18 protein-coding genes are annotated in these 17,122 nt (G+C 64.8%); 11 read left to right on the top strand and 7 right to left on the bottom strand.

What is annotated here, in order from left to right; all coding sequences use genetic code 11:
* Positions 1–11: 11 nt before the first annotated feature.
* From ACM9ME_RS01890 to ACM9ME_RS01880, 3 genes are read left to right on the top strand one after another with little or no spacing between them, the layout of a single operon-like run.
* On the top strand, positions 12–788 hold the full coding sequence (locus ACM9ME_RS01890; protein WP_415641710.1) for a VOC family protein: 777 nt from the start codon (positions 12–14) through the stop codon (positions 786–788).
* A gap of 5 nt (positions 789–793) precedes the next feature.
* Complete coding sequence (locus tag ACM9ME_RS01885; protein WP_415641709.1) at positions 794–1,270, top strand: VOC family protein; 477 nt, start codon at positions 794–796, stop codon at positions 1,268–1,270.
* The gene (locus ACM9ME_RS01880) at positions 1,267–1,902 is read left to right on the top strand and encodes a glutathione S-transferase family protein (protein WP_415641708.1); all 636 of its coding nucleotides are present in this window, start codon (positions 1,267–1,269) and stop codon (positions 1,900–1,902) included. Before ACM9ME_RS01885 ends, ACM9ME_RS01880 begins: the two co-directional genes overlap by 4 nt.
* Here the strand turns inward: ACM9ME_RS01880 and ACM9ME_RS01875 are convergent.
* The gene (locus ACM9ME_RS01875; RefSeq protein WP_415641707.1) at positions 1,899–2,534 is read right to left on the bottom strand and encodes a PEP-CTERM sorting domain-containing protein; all 636 of its coding nucleotides are present in this window, start codon (positions 2,532–2,534) and stop codon (positions 1,899–1,901) included. The genes ACM9ME_RS01880 and ACM9ME_RS01875 overlap by 4 nt on opposite strands.
* Before the next feature lie 102 nt (positions 2,535–2,636).
* The gene (locus tag ACM9ME_RS01870) at positions 2,637–3,209 is read right to left on the bottom strand and encodes a J domain-containing protein (protein ID WP_415641706.1); all 573 of its coding nucleotides are present in this window, start codon (positions 3,207–3,209) and stop codon (positions 2,637–2,639) included.
* A 20-nt stretch (positions 3,210–3,229) separates the two neighbouring features.
* Between ACM9ME_RS01870 and ACM9ME_RS01865 the strand changes: the two genes are divergently transcribed.
* Both ACM9ME_RS01865 and ACM9ME_RS01860 read left to right on the top strand, forming a co-directional pair.
* Positions 3,230–3,508, top strand: coding sequence for a BolA family protein (locus ACM9ME_RS01865; protein WP_415641705.1), 279 nt, complete (start codon positions 3,230–3,232; stop codon positions 3,506–3,508).
* Position 3,509: 1 nt separating this feature from the next.
* Complete coding sequence (locus ACM9ME_RS01860; protein WP_415641704.1) at positions 3,510–4,406, top strand: alpha/beta fold hydrolase; 897 nt, start codon at positions 3,510–3,512, stop codon at positions 4,404–4,406.
* 12 nt (positions 4,407–4,418) lie between these two features.
* On the opposite strand, the gene ACM9ME_RS01855 is transcribed toward ACM9ME_RS01860, so the two are convergent.
* Positions 4,419–5,471, bottom strand: a complete 1,053-nt coding sequence (locus ACM9ME_RS01855; protein WP_415641703.1) for a DUF2332 domain-containing protein — start codon at positions 5,469–5,471, stop codon at positions 4,419–4,421.
* 38 nt (positions 5,472–5,509) lie between these two features.
* Here ACM9ME_RS01855 and ACM9ME_RS01850 point away from each other — a divergent pair, with 38 nt between their 5' ends.
* The 6 genes from ACM9ME_RS01850 to ACM9ME_RS01825 are packed head-to-tail and all read left to right on the top strand — an operon-like array spanning position 5,510 to position 12,816.
* Positions 5,510–6,769, top strand: a complete 1,260-nt coding sequence (locus tag ACM9ME_RS01850; RefSeq protein ID WP_415641702.1) for a low temperature requirement protein A — start codon at positions 5,510–5,512, stop codon at positions 6,767–6,769.
* 52 nt (positions 6,770–6,821) lie between these two features.
* Entirely contained in the window at positions 6,822–7,469 is a 648-nt protein-coding gene (gene hisG / locus ACM9ME_RS01845; RefSeq protein WP_415641701.1) for an ATP phosphoribosyltransferase, read from the top strand.
* Complete coding sequence (gene hisD / locus ACM9ME_RS01840) at positions 7,466–8,734, top strand: histidinol dehydrogenase (protein WP_415641700.1); 1,269 nt, start codon at positions 7,466–7,468, stop codon at positions 8,732–8,734. The genes hisG and hisD overlap by 4 nt, the downstream gene beginning before the upstream one ends.
* Positions 8,731–9,222 (top strand): transcription antitermination factor NusB, encoded by a 492-nt coding sequence (gene nusB / locus ACM9ME_RS01835; protein WP_415641699.1) that lies wholly within the window; start codon positions 8,731–8,733, stop codon positions 9,220–9,222. Before hisD ends, nusB begins: the two co-directional genes overlap by 4 nt.
* A gap of 31 nt (positions 9,223–9,253) precedes the next feature.
* Positions 9,254–11,914 (top strand): alanine--tRNA ligase, encoded by a 2,661-nt coding sequence (gene alaS / locus ACM9ME_RS01830; RefSeq protein WP_415641698.1) that lies wholly within the window; start codon positions 9,254–9,256, stop codon positions 11,912–11,914.
* Positions 11,911–12,816: a C13 family peptidase gene (locus tag ACM9ME_RS01825; protein WP_415641697.1), complete on the top strand. Its 906-nt coding sequence runs from the start codon at positions 11,911–11,913 to the stop codon at positions 12,814–12,816. Before alaS ends, ACM9ME_RS01825 begins: the two co-directional genes overlap by 4 nt.
* Here ACM9ME_RS01825 and ACM9ME_RS01820 read toward each other — a convergent pair.
* From ACM9ME_RS01820 to gnd, 4 genes are read right to left on the bottom strand one after another with little or no spacing between them, the layout of a single operon-like run.
* Entirely contained in the window at positions 12,764–14,497 is a 1,734-nt protein-coding gene (locus ACM9ME_RS01820) for a cation:proton antiporter domain-containing protein (protein WP_415641696.1), read from the bottom strand. The genes ACM9ME_RS01825 and ACM9ME_RS01820 overlap by 53 nt on opposite strands.
* Before the next feature lie 57 nt (positions 14,498–14,554).
* Positions 14,555–15,304, bottom strand: coding sequence for an HAD-IIB family hydrolase (locus ACM9ME_RS01815; RefSeq protein ID WP_415641695.1), 750 nt, complete (start codon positions 15,302–15,304; stop codon positions 14,555–14,557).
* A gap of 4 nt (positions 15,305–15,308) precedes the next feature.
* Entirely contained in the window at positions 15,309–16,127 is an 819-nt protein-coding gene (locus ACM9ME_RS01810) for a Cof-type HAD-IIB family hydrolase (protein WP_415641694.1), read from the bottom strand.
* Positions 16,128–17,108: a phosphogluconate dehydrogenase (NAD(+)-dependent, decarboxylating) gene (gene gnd / locus ACM9ME_RS01805; RefSeq protein ID WP_415641693.1), complete on the bottom strand. Its 981-nt coding sequence runs from the start codon at positions 17,106–17,108 to the stop codon at positions 16,128–16,130.
* Between the last annotated feature and the right edge of the window lie 14 nt (positions 17,109–17,122).

Below are 17,122 nucleotides of genomic sequence, written 5' to 3'. Positions count from 1 at the left end.
CGGAGGTCGAGATGACCAACAAACATGGCGACTGGATCTGGTACGAGTTGATGACGCCCGATGCGGAGGGCGCGGCGGCGTTTTACGCCGCGATCCTGCCTTGGACCGTCGGCGATCAGCCCGAATATCGCGAGATCGAGACGAGCGCAGGACATGTCGGCGGAATGATGACGCTGACGGCAGAAATGCAGGCCGGCGGCGCAACGCCGGGCTGGGTCGGTTACGTCAAGGTCGAGAACGTCGACCAGACCGTGACCAGTGTTGAGCATGGTGGCGGTCGGGTATTGATGCCCGCGCGCGACCTGCCCGAGGCGGGCCGCTTTGCGATGGTGGCCGATCCGGCCGGTTCGCGATTCTACATCATGACGCCCCGACCGACGGCGGGAAATCCCGACGCGTCGAGCAACGCCTTTGCCTATGACGCGCCGATCGCGGGACATGTCGCATGGAACGAGCTGTGGACGGCGGACGCGGAGCACGCCCTCAAATTCTATACTCAGCGGTTCGGCTGGGTGACGGAAGGCGAGATGGATATGGGTCCGGCGGGCAAATATCACATGATCCGCCACGGCAGTCTGATCGGCGGGGTCGCGGGCGTTTCTCCCGGGCAGCCGGCGGGGTGGACGTTCTACTTCCGCGTCGCCTCGATCCCCGCAGCGGTTGAGACGGTCAAGCAACACGGCGGCACCATCGTCATGGGTCCGCACCAAATCCCCGGCGGCGACCACATCATCATCGGCGCCGATCCGCAGGGCGCACAGTTCGCCCTGGTCGGCGGCAAGGAGTAACCGCGATGACGGCCAAGAACACGATCTGCCTGTGGTATAACAACGACGCCGAGGAGGCCGCCAACTTCTATGCGGCCACCTTTCCCGACAGTGCGGTGACCGCGGTGCATCGCGCGCCGGGTGCTTATCCCAGCGGCAAGCAGGGCGATGTCCTGACCGTCGATTTCACGGTTTGCGGTGTGCCATGCATGGGCCTCAACGGCGGCGACATGTTCAGGCATAGCGAAGCGTTTTCGTTCCAGATCGCGACTGACGATCAGGCGGAGACGGATCGATACTGGAACGCGATCGTGGGTAATGGCGGTCAGCCCAGCGACTGCGGCTGGTGCAAGGACAAATGGGGCTTGTCGTGGCAGATCACGCCGCGCGCGCTGACCGAAGCCATGGCACAGGGCGGTGACGTCGCACAGCGTGCATTTGGCGCGATGATGACGATGCAGAAGATCGACGTCGCGGCCATCGAGGCGGCGGTGCGCGGATGACGCTTGCGCTCTATGCCCACCCCTTCTCGTCTTACTCGTGGAAGGCGCAGATCGCGCTCGACGAAAAGGATTTGGCCTATGAATACCGCATGGTCGAAGAGCCCGAACATGGCGGCAAGCTTGCGGAATTGTCGCCCAACGGGCTGTTCCCGATCCTGACCGATGGCGACACGACGATCTTCGAAGCGACCGCGATCATCGAATATCTCGACGTCATTCATCCCGAACCCCGGCTGATCCCCGACGGCAAGGCTGGCGTCGAAGCGCGGATGCTCGACCGGGTATTCGACAATTATGTGATGAACGCGGCGCAGCGCACGGTGAACCTGCGGCTGGGGCGCGATAGCGAAGATGGCGCGGCGCGCGGGATCGAAGTGCTCGACAAGGCCTATGCCTGGCTCGATTCGTGCTTGGGCGAAGGCTGGGCGGTGGGCGACCGCTTCACCATTGCCGACATTTCGGCGGCACCGTCATTGTTCTACGCGGACTGGGTGCACCCAATTCCTGACCGGCTGAGCAATCTCAGGGCTTATCGCGCGCGGCTACTGGCATATCCTTCGGTAGCCAGGCAGGTCGAAGGCGCGCGGCCCTATCGCCACTATTTCCCCGGCGGCGCGCCCGATCGGGATTAGGACGAGGTCGCTGTTCCAGCGATCCGGTCTCGACGACGAACAGCCGCGCCAACTGAGGCCATGCCCATGATCATCATGAGCCAAGCGCCAGGCTCGGGCGTGGCCGCCATCGCCCCCGGACTCAACTGCCAAATGGTCAGATCGTAATTGCCCTGGTTATCGCTATATTGCCCTTCAGTTACGCCGAATTGAAGCGCGATTGGCGCGACAACACCGACTTTCGCGAGATCAATGACAAACCGATATTCGTAATTGCCAGCCGCAGCGGGCCGGTACGGTGAGGCCACGGGACCGACTCCGTTGGCAAATACGATCGCGCGCGTAACCGTCTGGTCAGGACGGTAAGCCTGGAGCGGCGTAGCCGTAGTGCCGAGCGATAGATCGTAATAGTCGCCGCCATTGTCATAGCCGTAGGTGTAAAACGCATCCGACAGCCAATCGTAATTCGGCGGGATTCCGATCGACCCCCGGCCACGCGCATAAATCTCCACGAAGACCGAATATTGCCTGACGGAAGTTGCACCGATCGGGTTCGTGAATACAGGGGCCAGATTCTCCCCCGACGAAACGCGGGTGTAGAAATCGGAAATGTTGTTTGCGGCAACCGCCGGCACGGCGAAGAACAGCGCCAAAGCGCCAATCAAAACTCGCATAATCCCCCCAAAGATCCGACTGACGGTAGCGCAGTCTATGCGATGGCTAACAAAAGCAATCGGACAGTGTCAAACGTCGTATTAGGCGAAGGCTGGCGACCCCTTGAGGCTCTGATACGCCTCAACGACTTTTTGCAGGTCGCCCTCCTTGCTTCGGTCGCCGCCATTGCGGTCGGGGTGGTAGCGGCGGACTAGGTCTGAATAACGCTGGCGGAGCGCGCGGCGGTCGGCATCGGCGTTAAGGCCGAGCACCTTGAGGGCGCGGCGGTCGTCCCCCGACAATGGCTTGCCGTCGCCGCGCGGGCGCTCGCCGGTGCGGAAGCGCGCGTTGATCGCGTCGAGCGGGTCGCGGAAATCGGTCCAGCGCGGCGGGGTATCGGCACCGGAATGCGCGAAGGCGCGCGTTTCGCGTTCCCACCCGGCATAGGGCCGTTGCGACGCCTCGATCTCCTCGGTCGTCATGCCCGTGAACCAGTTATAGCCCGAATTGAATTCGCGGACGTGATCGAGGCACAGCCAGCGATACTGGCCCGGCCCGTCGAAATCGCCCGCGCTCAGGGGCGCGCGGAACTCGCCGGGTTCGGCGCAGCCGGGCTGATCGCATCGATCCTGGCGTGGCACGCGGCCGTGAAAGCGGGTTTGGCGTTCGGGCATGGGTCGCCTAAACTTGGCGAATGAACACCAAAGGACAAGTGCAAACCGAAATCGAAACGCTGTTGCGGCAATCATTTGCGCCGAACAGCCTGTTGGTCAGCAATGACAGCGCCAAACACAGCGGCCATTCGGGCGACGACGGCACAGGCGAAAGCCATTTTTCGGTCGAGATCGAAAGCACCGCGTTTGCCGGGGTGTCGCGGTTGGAGCGACAGCGTATGGTCAATCGCGCGCTGGGTGACTTGCCAGGGCAACGCGTCCATGCTCTCGCGATCAAGGCGATAGCCCCGGGAGAGTAGGATGACAGAGAGGATGCAGCGCGCGAAACTGTCGACGGGCGTCGAACTCGATTATGTCGATGTCGGCCCGCGCGACGCGCCGGTGCTGATCTTCCTCCACGGCTTTCCCGAAAGCCACCGCACCTGGCGCCATCAGCTGGCGCATTTTTCGGACAGGTTCCGCTGCATCGCGCCCGATCAGCGTGGCTATCGCGGATCGTCCAAGCCGCAGGAGGTTTCGGCTTACACGCCGGACAAGCTAACCGCCGACATTTTTGCGCTGGCCGATGCGTGCGGCGTCGATAAATTCACCATCGTCGGGCATGACTGGGGCGGTGCGATCGCCTGGGGTGTCGCGCTGATGGGACAGGCCAATGGCCGGGTGACCCGCGCGGTCATCGCCAACGCGCCGCACCCGGCTATCTTTCAGAAATTGCTGGTCGAGAATGAAGAGCAGCGCGCGTCGAGCCAGTATATGCGCGCCTTTCGCGATCCGGCGAATGACGCGCTGGTCCGCGAACACGGGCTGGCCGGCATCCTGATGAAGGCGGTGAAGTGGGACCGGCCTTCGGCGATGGAGCCGGAGGAACGCGACGCCTTGTTGAAGGACTGGCAGGACCGCGACGCGGCATTCGGCATGCTCAACTGGTATCGCGCGACGCCACTGAACGTCCCGGCGATCGGCGAGGATGTGCCCCCTGCCCAGCCGCTGTCGGGCTTTCCGAAGCTGACCATTCCAACGCTGGTCATCTGGGCGATGGACGATCTCGCGCTGCCGCCTTGCAATCTTCAGGGACTGGACGAAGTCGTGACCGACCTGACCATCGAGCAGGTCCCCGATTGCGGCCATTTCGTGCCGTGGGAAGCGCCGGAAGCCGTCAATGCGGCGATGGACGCGTTTTTGGATAGGGCAACTTAGGGCCAAAGCCGCTTATGGAACGTCGCCCGGTACGGCTTCGGCGAGGCGTTCCACCCAAAAACCGTGCGCGTGGGAAAAGCCGATGAGCATGGACCGGGCATGGCACGGCCAGCTGCGGATTGTCACTTCGTGGCGATGGACGGTCCGGTTGGCTTCGACGCGCAGCCAGGCGAGCGGGCGCCGCGCATCGGCATTCGCGCCCGCCGCCTCGATCGCGGTCGTGATCCGCGCCTGCCCTGCCGCGCCGATATATTGCCAGACGATCGAGTGCATCACGACGCGCGTGACGCCTTCAGGTTGCGGCTCCGCAAGCCGTTCTTCGATCCAGTCGGCGGCGTCGCCCTTGTCGAGCACGACCGCCTTGTCGCGTTGCATCTGGATTGCGGCGGCCACGCGCTCGGCGCGCTGCGGCTGATCGAACCAGACATAGGACAATAAGCGGTCGGCCTGTCGCGGATCGGTCGCATCGATCGGCGCGACATCGACGCCACGCAGCGAAACGATGTCGAGAGGGACATCGGGAGGCGGTGCGCCGCGCCAGTCGGGCTTGAGCCGCACCGTCGAGTCCTCCGGACCGACCGTTACCCCGCCCAGATCGATGTGGAAGCGATCGATGAGCAAGTTCAGCCCTGCCGAAGAACCGATTTCGAGAATTTCGAGCTTCGGGCCATGCCGCGCGGCGATTTCGAGCAAGCCCGTCATCAACTGCGCCGAGCGCCCCGGCTCGTTGGTCTGCGGCGGACCATCCAGCCACGGCAACAGAGCGTCGCTCGCACGCGCGAGGAATGCCTGCATCGCCGTCACGTCGATATCGCCCCGTTCGAACAGCGCGGCAAGTTCGGGCGCATTGCCGCCCCGCCACGCATTGTGGATTCCGCCGACCAGCCGCAACGGAACGGCGTCCTTGGTCGCATTGCCCGGCCAGCCCAGCACGCGCCGTCCGACCAAGGTGGTGTCGTCCAGCGCCGCGATCAGCGTGCTGCAGATCGCACTCGTCACAGGCGTGTCGTTGGCGTCGCAATATTGGACCTGGCCGGCGAAGGCTTCGAGCGGGGTGACCGTCATCGTTGCTCCCTTTCGCCGGTCGCTCTACGCTTCCCGCCATGGCGGACAAGCGGGGACTGTTTCGGGCGCGCGAGGCGGAGGATAGCCACCGCGTCACCAATATCGAACTGTTCTTCGACCTGGTGTTCGTGTTCGCGGTAACCCAGTTGTCGCACCGCCTGTTGACGCATCTCGACTGGTTCGGAGCGGTCGAGACGCTGGTCCTCTTCCTCGCGCTCTGGTGGCTGTGGATGTACACCAGCTGGACGACCAACTGGATGGACCCCGAACGCGGGCCGGTGCGCGCGATGCTGATCGCGATGATGCTTGGTGCGCTGTTGCTCGCCGTTTGGTTGCCCGGCGCATTCGTCGAACATGGCTGGCAGTTCGCGCTGGTCTATGTCGCGATGCAGATCGGGCGGACGGCGATGATGATCGTGTCGTCGGTCCATGCGCGCAACCGCGACCGTGCGCGGAATTTCCTGCGCATCGTCTTTTATTTCGTGCTCAGCGCCCCGTTGTGGATTGCCGGTGGATTTGCCGATGCCGCGTGGCGATTGCCGTTATGGGCGGGCGCGCTGGCGGTCGAATATGCCGGGCCGTTCGTGTTCTTTGCGACCCCCGTGCTTGGACGCAGCAAGATCAGCGACTGGGACATTTCGGGCGCGCACATGGCGGAACGGGTGTCGCTGTTCGTGATCATCGCATTGGGCGAAGCGATCGTCGTCACCGGCAACACTTTTGCGACGCTCGACCATCCCGACATGGTGTCACTGGCGGCGTTCGTGATCAGTTTCCTATCCTCGGCGGCGATGTGGTGGGTTTATTTCGACAGCGGCGCACGGCGCGCGGGCGAAGTCATGGAACGCGCCGATGTGGACGCCGGACGGCTGGGCCGCGACGCCTATACCTATTGGCATATGCCGATCGTCGCCGGGATCGTCGTGACGGCGGTCGGCGACGAACTGATCCTGGCGCACCCGCATGCGATGACCAGCACCGCGCTGATCTGGACCGCGGGTGGCGGCACGTTGCTGTTCCTGCTGGGCAATCTGGTGTTCAAATGGATCACGGTCGCCAACAAATATCCGCCGCTGTCGCATGGTGTCGGGCTGTTCCTTCTGGCGATCGCGCTGGCGGTCGCGCCGCGGATCGAGGCGCTGACGTTCGGCGTGGCAATGCTCGGCGTGCTGGTGGCGACGGCGATGTGGGAGTGGGGTTCCCTCAACGGCGGCTGGGAACGCTGGGCGCCGGGCCTCGGCCACCGCCTCGGCTGGCCCGACGCCGCGGAGATCAAGGGACGCAATCCCCGGCTCTAGTTGCTATGCCCTTGGTTGCCCCCGGGCGGACGCGCGGTTAGGGGCACCGCGCATGCCGCAGCCGCTAATCCTGGCCGTCCCCAAGGGGCGCATCCTCGCCGATGCGCTGCCGTTGATGGCGCGCGCGGGGATTGTGCCCGAAGCGGGCTTTGGCGACGAGAACGATCGCCGTCTGCGTTTCAGGACCGACCGCGACGGGCTGGAATTGATCCGCGTGCGGGCATTCGACGTGGCGACCTTCGTAGCGCACGGCGCGGCGCATCTCGGTATCGTCGGGTCCGACGTCATCGCCGAATTTGCCTATGCCGAGCTTTACGCCCCGGTCGATCTGGACATCGGCCATTGCCGCGTCAGCATCGCCGAACCCGCCGGGCTCGCGCGCGACGACGACCCCACGCAGTGGAGCCATGTCCGCATCGCGACGAAATATCCCAATCTGACCCGCCGCCATTTCGAGGCGCGCGGGGTGAGCGCCGAATGCGTCAAGCTGAACGGGGCGATGGAGTTGGCGCCGACGCTGGGGCTGGCGGACCGGATCGTCGATCTGGTGTCGACCGGGCGGACGCTAAAGGACAATGGCCTGATCGAGGTCGAGGTCATCGCCGAGGTGTCGGCACGCCTGATTGTGAACCGGCCCGCGTTCAAGACGCGACCTGAGGTTGCGGCGCTGGTCGAAGCATTTCGGGGCGCCGTCGCATGATCCGCCTTGATGCCACCGCAGACACCTTTGCCGCCGAATTTACGCGATTGGTCGAGGCGCGTCGTGACACCGATGAGGATGTGTCGCGCGATGTGGCTGGGATCTTGGCACGGGTGCGCGATGAGGGCGATGTCGCGGTAGCGGAGCTGACCGAAAAATTTGACGGACACGCGCTCGATTGGCGCATTGCCGCCAGCGATTGTCAGGCTGCGCTGGACGGACTCGATCCCGAATTGCGTGGAGCGCTCGAACTCGCGGCTCAGCGCATCACTTCGTTTCACGAGGGCCAGCGACCCGTCGATAAGGACGTCACCGACACGCTCGGCGTTCGCCTTGGCGCACGCTGGGGCGCGGTCGAGGCGGCAGGCATTTACGTGCCCGGCGGGCGGGCGGCCTACCCGTCCTCCGTCCTGATGAACGCCATCCCTGCCAAGGTTGCGGGCGTCGATCGGCTGGTGATGGTCACGCCGACGCCGGGTGGCGAAGCGAATCCGCTGGTACTCGCCGCCGCCGCTCTCGCTGGCGTCGACGAAGTGTGGCGCATCGGCGGCGCGCAGGCTGTGGCGGCGCTGGCTTACGGCACCGCCACCATTGCGCCGGTCGATGTGATCACCGGCCCCGGCAATGCCTGGGTCGCCGAGGCCAAGCGCCAACTCTACGGCCGCGTCGGCATCGACATGGTCGCGGGCCCGAGCGAAATCCTCGTCGTCGCCGATGCCGCCAACGATCCCGCCTGGATCGCCGCCGATCTGCTCAGCCAGGCCGAGCATGACCCGACCAGCCAGTCGATTCTGATGACCAACGATGCCGGTTTTGCCGACCGGGTGGCTGCGGCGGTCGAAGCCCAACTCGCCGATCTGGGCGATGCCGCACGGCAAAGCTGGGACGCGCATGGTGCGATCATCCTGCTCGAACGCCTCGGTGATGCCCCTGCCCTGATCGATCGCCTCGCGCCCGAACACCTTGAACTGGCGGTCGCCGATCCCGATTCATTTTTCGCCCGGGTGCGGCATGCCGGCTCGGTGTTCCTGGGGCGTCATACCCCCGAAGCGATGGGCGATTATCTCGCCGGCCCCAATCATGTGCTGCCCACCGGGCGGCGCGCCCGTTTCTCATCAGGATTGTCCGTGACCGATTTCATGAAGCGTACGAGTTTTATTTCCTGCCCCGCCAGCGCCCTGCCCGCGCTTGGCCCCGCCGCGATCGCGCTGGCGAACGCGGAAGGCTTGCCCGCCCACGCGCGTTCGGTCGCGATCCGCCTGTGAGCCGGACCCAATCTCGCGCCCGCGCCCACAAGGCGACCGCCCGCCGTGCAGCCGCGCGTCTCGCCGCGGTGCAGGCACTGTATCAACGCGACATGGAGGCCACGCCCGAAGCAAAGCTGCTTCACGAATTCCATCAGCATCGCCTCGGCGCGACCATCGGCGACGCCAAATATAACGAGGCCGAGGTCGAGTTTTTCGACGATGTCGTCAAAGGCGTGATTGCGCGCGAGGCCGAAGTCGATGCGGCGATCACGGCGCAATTGCCGCCCGAATGGGCCTTCGACCGTCTGGACAGGGCGATCAAGGCGATCCTGCGCGCAGGCACTTACGAGTTGATCGCGCGTCCCGATATCGAGGTCGGCCAGGTCATCGGCGGTTACCTCGATGTCGCCGACGCCTTCTACAACATGGGTGAGAAGGCCTTCGTCAACGGTGTGCTGGACGCGGTGGCCAAGGTGGCGCGAGCGGACGCGACGTCCTCCGGTTGAGCGCCGCGCCGCTCTGTCCTACATCGGCATCATGACCTCGACCAACGACATCCGCCGCTCCTTCCTCGATTATTTCGAGAGCGCCGGACATGCGCGTGTCCCGTCCGCGCCGCTGATCCCGCACAACGACCCGACGCTGATGTTCGTCAATGCCGGCATGGTGCCGTTCAAGAACGTGTTCACCGGCCTCGAAACGCGGCCCTATTCGACCGCGACGAGCAGCCAGAAATGCGTCCGCGCGGGCGGCAAGCACAACGATCTCGACAATGTCGGCTATACCGCACGGCACCATACGTTCTTCGAAATGCTCGGGAATTTCTCGTTCGGCGATTATTTCAAGGATCAGGCGATCACGCACGCCTGGACGCTGCTGACCAAGGAATGGGGGCTCGATTGGAAGCGTCTCACCGCCACCGTTTATCATACCGATGACGAGGCGTTCGAGCTGTGGAAAAAGATCGCTGGTCTGCCCGAAGAGCGCATTATCCGCATCGCCACCAAGGATAATTTCTGGGCGATGGGACCCGATGGTCCGTGCGGGCCGTGTTCGGAAATCTTCTACGATCACGGCGACCATATCCCCGGTGGTCCTCCGGGATCGCCCAACGAAGATGGCGATCGGTTCGTCGAGATCTGGAACCTCGTGTTCATGCAATATCTGCAGGAAAACGACGTCCGCGTCGGCGATTTGCCTAAGCCGTCGATCGACACCGGCATGGGACTGGAGCGCATCGCCGCGGTGATGCAGGGCGTCACCGACAATTACGACACCGACACCTTCAAGGCGCTGATCGCCGAAAGTGGCGCGCTGACCGGCACGGCGACGACCGGCGGCAGTCAGGCGAGCCATCGGGTCATCGCCGACCATCTGCGGACGTCGGGCTTCCTCGTCGCCGATGGCGTGCTGCCGGCCAATGAGGGGCGCGGTTATGTCCTGCGCCGGATCATGCGTCGCGCGATGCGCCACGCGCAGTTGCTGGGCAGCAAGGACCCGCTGATGCACCGGCTGGTGCCGTCGTTGGTCGCCGAAATGGGCGGCGCTTTCCCCGAACTGGTCCGCGCGCGGCCGTTGATCGAAGCAACGCTGCTCCAAGAAGAAACGCGTTTTCGCAAGACGTTGGTCAACGGTCTTAAGTTGCTGGATGAAGCCAGCGCGCCGCTGAGCGAAGGCGGCACGCTCGAAGGCGAGACCGCGTTCAAGCTCTACGATACGTTCGGCTTCCCCTACGACCTGACCGAGGATGCGCTGCGCCCGCGCGGTATTGCGGTCGACCGCGCCGGGTTCGATGCGGCGATGGCCCAGCAAAAGGCCGCCGCCCGCGCGGCGTGGAAAGGCTCGGGCGCCAAGGCTTCTGACGACGTGTGGTACGACATTGCCGAGCGCGTCGGATCGACCGAGTTCACCGGTTATTCGTCCGACAAGGGTGAAGGCGAAGTCGTCGCGGTGCTGGTCGATGGCGTCGAGCAGATCGGTCGTGTCGGCAGTGGTAATGTGCAGATCGTCGTTAACCAGACCCCGTTTTACGGCGAAAGTGGCGGACAGATGGGCGATGCGGGGACAATCACCTCGCTCGGCGGCCTGCGCGCGGCGGTGTCGGACACCGCCAAGCCGCTCGGGCGGCTGCACGCGCATCAAGCGACGATCGAGGCGGGAAGCGTCGGTGTCGGCGATGTCGTCCAATTGGCAATCGACGTCGATCGTCGCACACGCCTGCGCGCCAATCATTCGGCGACCCACTTGCTGCATGCCGCGCTCCGCCATCGGTTGGGCGGGCACGTCACGCAAAAGGGCAGCCTGGTTGCACCCGACCGGCTGCGTTTCGACTATTCGCATCCGTCGGCCCTGTCGGCCGAGGATATCGCGGCGGTCGAGGCCGAAGTGAATGCGCGCATCCGCGAAAATGCCGCCGTCGGCACGCGACTGATGACGCCCGACGATGCCGTCGCGGCGGGTGCATTGGCGCTGTTCGGCGAGAAATATGGCGACGAGGTGCGCGTGCTCAACATGGGCCGGATGGACGACGCCGACTATTCGGTCGAGCTGTGCGGTGGGACGCACGTCAGCGCGTTGGGCGATATCGCCTTGTTCAAGATCATCGGCGAAAGCGCGGTGTCTTCGGGTGTGCGGCGCATCGAGGCCTTGACGGGCGAAGCCGCGCGGCAATGGCTCAATACGCGGGATATGGCGCTGCGCAGCGCGGCGGCGACGCTCAAGGCGACGCCCGACGACGTACCGGCGCGCGTCATGGCGCTGGTCGAGGCCAATCGTGCGCTCGAACGACAACTGGCCGAGGCGAAAAAGGCTTTGGCGCTTGGCGGCGGCGGACCCGCGGCGGCGGCGCAAGCCGAACAGGTCGGAGCCTATAAATTCGAGGGACAGGCGCTCGACGGGTTCGACAGCAAGGGGCTGCGCGGTTTGGTCGATGAAGCCAAGACGCGGCTCGGCTCGGGCGTCGCAGCGATCGTCACCAGTGTCGATGGGCGCGCCACGCTCGCGGTCGGCGTGACCGAGGATCTAGCGGGCCAAATCAGCGCGGTCGATCTCGTCCGCGCAGGCGTCGCGGTGCTCGGCGGGCAAGGCGGCGGCGGGCGACCCGACATGGCGCAGGGCGGTGGCCCCGATGGGGACAAGGCCAAGGGCGCGCTCGACGCCATTCGTGCGGCGTTGGCGCGGGAGCCCGTCGCGGCTTGAGGCTGGCGGCGCTCTTCGCGCTGTTTCTCTCCACCGGCGCGGTCGCGCAGGTCGGTCCGGCCTATGTGTCCGAATGGAAGCTGCGGCCCGATCCGCCCAAGCCGACATTCTGGGACGCCCAGCCCGCGCGCGTCGCCGCGGCACTGGCGCGATTGAAGCCGCAGGATCCGGCACGACGCGACGTCTATGTCATCACCGTGGCGGCCGGCGGCGCACAGCCGCTGTTCGACCATGAGGCCAAAGTCGCGCGCGACGTGTTGTCGACCTATTTCGGCGAGAGCGACCATGCGTTGGTCCTGTCCAACCGCGTCCCCGACGCCGATGTGCCGCTCGCCACGCCGGTGAATGTCGCCGCCGCAATCCGTGGCGTCGCGCAGATCCTCGATCCCACGCAGGATTTGCTGGTGATTTATCTGGCGGCGCATGGGTCGCCCGACGCTGCGCTCCAGACCGATTTGCCCGGGCCGTTGCCGCTCCCTGCGGTCGATGCGGCAGGATTGGCGGAGATGCTCGACCGCGCCGGCATCAAGCGCCGCGTCGTCATCATTTCCGCGTGTTTCGCGGGAAGCTGGATCCCTGCCCTTGCCAGCAACACGACGATCGTCATGGCGGCGGCGCGCGCCAACCGGACGTCGTTCGGTTGCGATCTGGAGAGCAAGATCACCTTCTTCGGCCATGCTCTGCTCGAAGACGCCATCCGCCCCGGTGTGCCGCTTGCCGCCGCATTTGCCATCACCAAGCGATCGATCGCAGCGCGAGAGGTAGCCGAACACATGACTCCGCCGTCCGATCCGCAAGCCTCGATCGGTCGCGACATGGCCGCGTTATGGGGTCCTACGCCCCCCGCAGCTAAGTCCGCAGTTTCAGGCGCGGGGCCACGGCCATCTCGCCCTCGGCCTTGATGAACGCGCGATATTCGTCGCGCTTTTCATGGATCGACGCAATCACCGGCCCCATTGCGACGCCGAGATCGACCAACACCGCTTCAGACAATTGCAGCGAGCTTTCGAGCGTTTCGGGAACCGCATCGGTCGCGCCGGCCTTGTACAGCACGGCCGCATGACGCGGATCGCGCGCGCGCGCGACGATCGTCAGATCGGGGTGCGACGCCCGGATTCGGCGGGTCAGCTTCGCCGCCTGCGCCGGATCGTCCATCGTCAGCACCAAAGCTTCCGCCCGGTCGAGTGCAAACCGATCGAGTATGCCAGCCCGCGCCACGTCGCCAAAGCGGACGTTCTTGCCGGCGCCGAAGACAATCTCGGGGTCTGCTTCGATGGCCAGCCATTGCTTGTCATGCGCGTCGAGCATTTCGCCGATCAACCGCCCGACGCGGCCATAGCCGACGATGATGGTGCGGTGCGCCGGATCCTCGCCGGTGTCGTCGGTCGCGCCCTTGTCGATCTGGTGGGACAGGCGGTTGCCGAGTGTCGCGAGAAGCGGCGTGATCGTCAGCCCGATGGCGGTCACCACCTGCCAGAATGCCGCCGCGTCAGGCCGGATCAGTGCCGCCTGTGTCGCGGTGGCGAGCACGATCAGCGTGGTCTCCGATGGGCTCGCCATCAGCAGCCCCGTTTCCGCCGCGGTGCCAGTGCGAACGCCGCCCAGCCGCAACAGGCCGAAGGTTACGCCCGCCTTGATCGCGACGACCGCAGCGATCGCGCCGAGCGTGATCCTCCAGTCGTCGAGCAACGCGCGAAGATCGACACTCATGCCGACCGTGATCAGGAACACGCCGAGCGCCAGTCCCTTAAAAGGTGCGACCACCGTTTCGACTTCGCCCGCATAATCGGTTTCGGCGATCAGCAGTCCGGCGACCAGTGCGCCGACGATCGGCGACAGGCCCACCGACAGCGTTGCGACGCTGGCCAGAATCACCACGAGCAAGCTGGCGGCAAGGAACAGTTCGGGACTTTTGGTACGCGCGGCCTGACCGAACAGTTTCGGCAGCACGAACCGTCCGGCGAGGAACATCGCGGCGATAACGGCAATACCGCCGACAATCGTGCGGATCAGCACCGCCGAGTCGCTGCCCCCGGGGCCAAGCACGCCAAGCACAAAGATGATCGGCACCAGCGCAAGGTCCTCGAACAACAGCATCGCCAACGCGAGCCGGCCAACCGCGCTGGCGGTCCCGGCGATCGGCAACACCAGGGCGGTCGACGATAGAGCCAGCGCAAGACCGAGGCCCAGCGAGGCATTGATCGTGTTGCCCAGCGCCAGAAACGCGAGGGCGATCAACAACGCCGATCCAAACAGTTCGGATGCTCCAAAGCCGAACAGCGCGCGGCGCATCCCCCATAGTCGCGCGAACGACAGTTCGAGCCCGATGCTGAACAGCAACAGGATGATGCCGAGCTCGGCAAATGGCTCGAGCGAATGCGGATCGGTGATCGAGACATGGAACAGCCACGGCCAGCGATCGACGAAGCTGCCCAGACCATGCGGCCCGACGAGAATGCCGACGAGAATGAAACCGATCACCGGCGTGACGCGCAGCCGCGAGAAGGCCGGAATGACCAGCCCAGCGGCGCCGAGCACCACCAAAGTATCGGAAAATGCGGTTGCGGTAGGATCGAGCGCCATCGCCGCCCTTGTCGCTTGTGCGCGCGCGAAACGCCAGCGTTAGGACAGTGCCGGACCTTAACCTAAAGCCAATGTGATGGCGCGCACCGCGGTTGCGGTGTCGGCGGGATCGCGCACCTTGATCGACGCGACGCCTGCTTGCTGCGCCGGATAATCGTTGCCGCCGGGATAGATGGCGTCGCCGAGGAAGATCATTTCGTCGAGCGTGAACCCGCTTTCGCTGGCGAGGCGGTTGAGCCCCCAGCCCTTGTCGACGCCCTCTCGCGTAATGTCGATCGACGTCGATCCGCCGACATTGACCGACAGGCCCGGCAGCAGCGGCTTCAACGCCGCCTGCAGTTTCTTGCGCTTGGCGAAATCGGGGTCCCATGCCGTCTTGGCGTCGAGCGGCGCTTCCTGACCGAGACCCGAGAAGGTGATTTGAGTGCCGCGATCCTCGATCTGATCACCCCAAGTCTTGGCTTCCTTCAGGCCGGTGGTTTCGACTGCGCTGTCAAGCGCGTCGAGGATCTGCTTGCGCTCCGTATCGCTGAAATCGTCGGCGTAGACCGGCTGCCACGCGCCCTGCGCATCGGGGCGATAGAGCTTGGCACCCGTCGTCGGCATGATCCACAGCCGCGAAAAATCGGCGTCCTTGGGCATTTGGCCGACGACCTGTTTCTCGAATTGCGGCCAGTCACCGCCCGAAATCACGGTCACATCGACAACCCTGAGCAAACCGGCGAGCAATGCGGCCATGTCCGCATCGATCGGCTGCTTGCTCGCCGCCAAGGTTCCGTCGAGGTCGAATGCCACAAGTTTTTTCATAAGGTTAGACCTCGTTGTTGACGCGCGGCAGGATGAAGCGTTCGATCGCCTCCGCGACCGCCGCATCGTCCATGATCGCATCGGTCGCGAAGGTCGCCGCCGATTTCACACGATCGTGCGACTGCCCCATGGCGACCGACAGGCCCGCGCTTGCGAACATCCGCAAGTCGTTGTCCGCATCGCCCATCACCGCGACCTCCGTGAGGGGCACGTCTGCAATGCGCGCGAGTTCGGCAAGCCCGTCGCCCTTATTCGCGGCCCTGGCGGTAATATCGAGATAATAGGGTTGCGACCGCGCGATCGTCGCGTCGCCGCCGGCTAGTTCGCGCGCCGCGCCCTCGACCCTGGTCAGCAGCGCGTCGTCATCGCTGACCGCCACCATTTTGTCGGCGCGCTCGAGCGCATCGCCCCAGCGCTCGGTCACGATCGGGTCGATGCCCGCGGCGATGACTTCGCGCAGCGTATGGACCTCGTCCAGCGCATTCGTCAGCCATTGGCCGTCAGCATAAAGCCAGCGGATCACATCGTGCCGCGCGAACAGCACCGCCATGTCGCCTGCAATGCGCGGCGACAGGCGGTGTGCCGCGCGAATGCCGCCATCCACATCGAACACAGTGCCGCCGTTGAATGCCGCGAACGGTCCCGGCAGCCCCAGTGCCTGGGCGATGGGCAGGATCCCCGATGGCGGCCGCGCGCTGATCAGGCTGACCGCGCAGCCCGCCGCAACGATCTGGCGGATCGCCGCTATATTCGCGTCGGGCAAGGACTTGTCCTTGCGCACCAGCGTGCCGTCAATGTCCGAAACCAGCAGGCGGACAGTCACTTACTGCGGCATCTCGACATGGCCGCCAAAGCCGAAGCGCATCGCGGACAGCAGCTTGTCGCCGAAAGTGCCGTCGGTGCGGCTGCGATACCGCGCGAACAGCGATGCGGCGAGGACATTGACCGGCGTGCCCTGTTCCATCGCGGCGTTGATCGTCCAGTGACCCTCGCCCGAATCGGCGACCTTGCCGGAGAACTTTTCCAGCATCTGATCGCCGGCAAGCGCACTTGCCTGCAAGTCGAGCAGCCATGACGAGATCACCGATCCACGCCGCCACACTTCGGCAATGTCGGTCAGATTGAGGTCGAACCGCTCATCCTCTGGCACGTATTTGTTGCCGCTGCGCGACTTCATGACGTCGAAGCCCTCGGCATAGGCCTGCATCAAGCCGTATTCGATGCCGTTGTGGACCATCTTGACGAAGTGGCCCGAGCCCGGAGGCCCCGCGTGCAAGTAACCGCGTTCGGGCGCGGTATCGTTGGGGTTGCGGCCCTTGGTCCGCGTCACGGTGCCATAGCCGGGGGCCAGGCAATCGAACACCGGATCGAGCGTGGTGAACGCGTCGTCGCTGGCACCGATCATCATGCAGAACCCGCGCTCGAGCCCCCAGACGCCGCCCGATGTCCCGACATCAACATAATGAATGCCCTTGGCCGCGCAGTCCTTCGACCGGCGGATGTCGTCGCGGTAAAAGCTGTTGCCGCCATCGATGATGATATCGCCGTCGGACAGCAAACCGATCAGCGCCTGGATGGTCTGTTCGGTCGGATCGCCGGCGGGCAGCATGACCCACACGATCTTCGGCGACGCCAGATTTGCGACGACGTCTTCGAGCGAAGACGCGCCGGTTGCTCCCTCCCCCGCCAGCTCGTCGACATTAGGCTGGTTGCGGTCGAATCCGACGATCTGGTGGCCGCCGCGCATCAGGCGGCGCCCGATATTGGCGCCCATCCGGCCGAGGCCGATTACTGCGAGTTGCACGAAATTTCTCCTGT

Source organism: Sphingomonas antarctica (genome assembly GCF_965137005.1).
GTDB classification, from domain to species: Bacteria; Pseudomonadota; Alphaproteobacteria; order Sphingomonadales; family Sphingomonadaceae; genus Sphingomonas_O; species Sphingomonas_O antarctica.
Note: the sequence above shows the minus strand (reverse complement) of the source record. Positions and strands in the feature narration are given on the sequence as shown.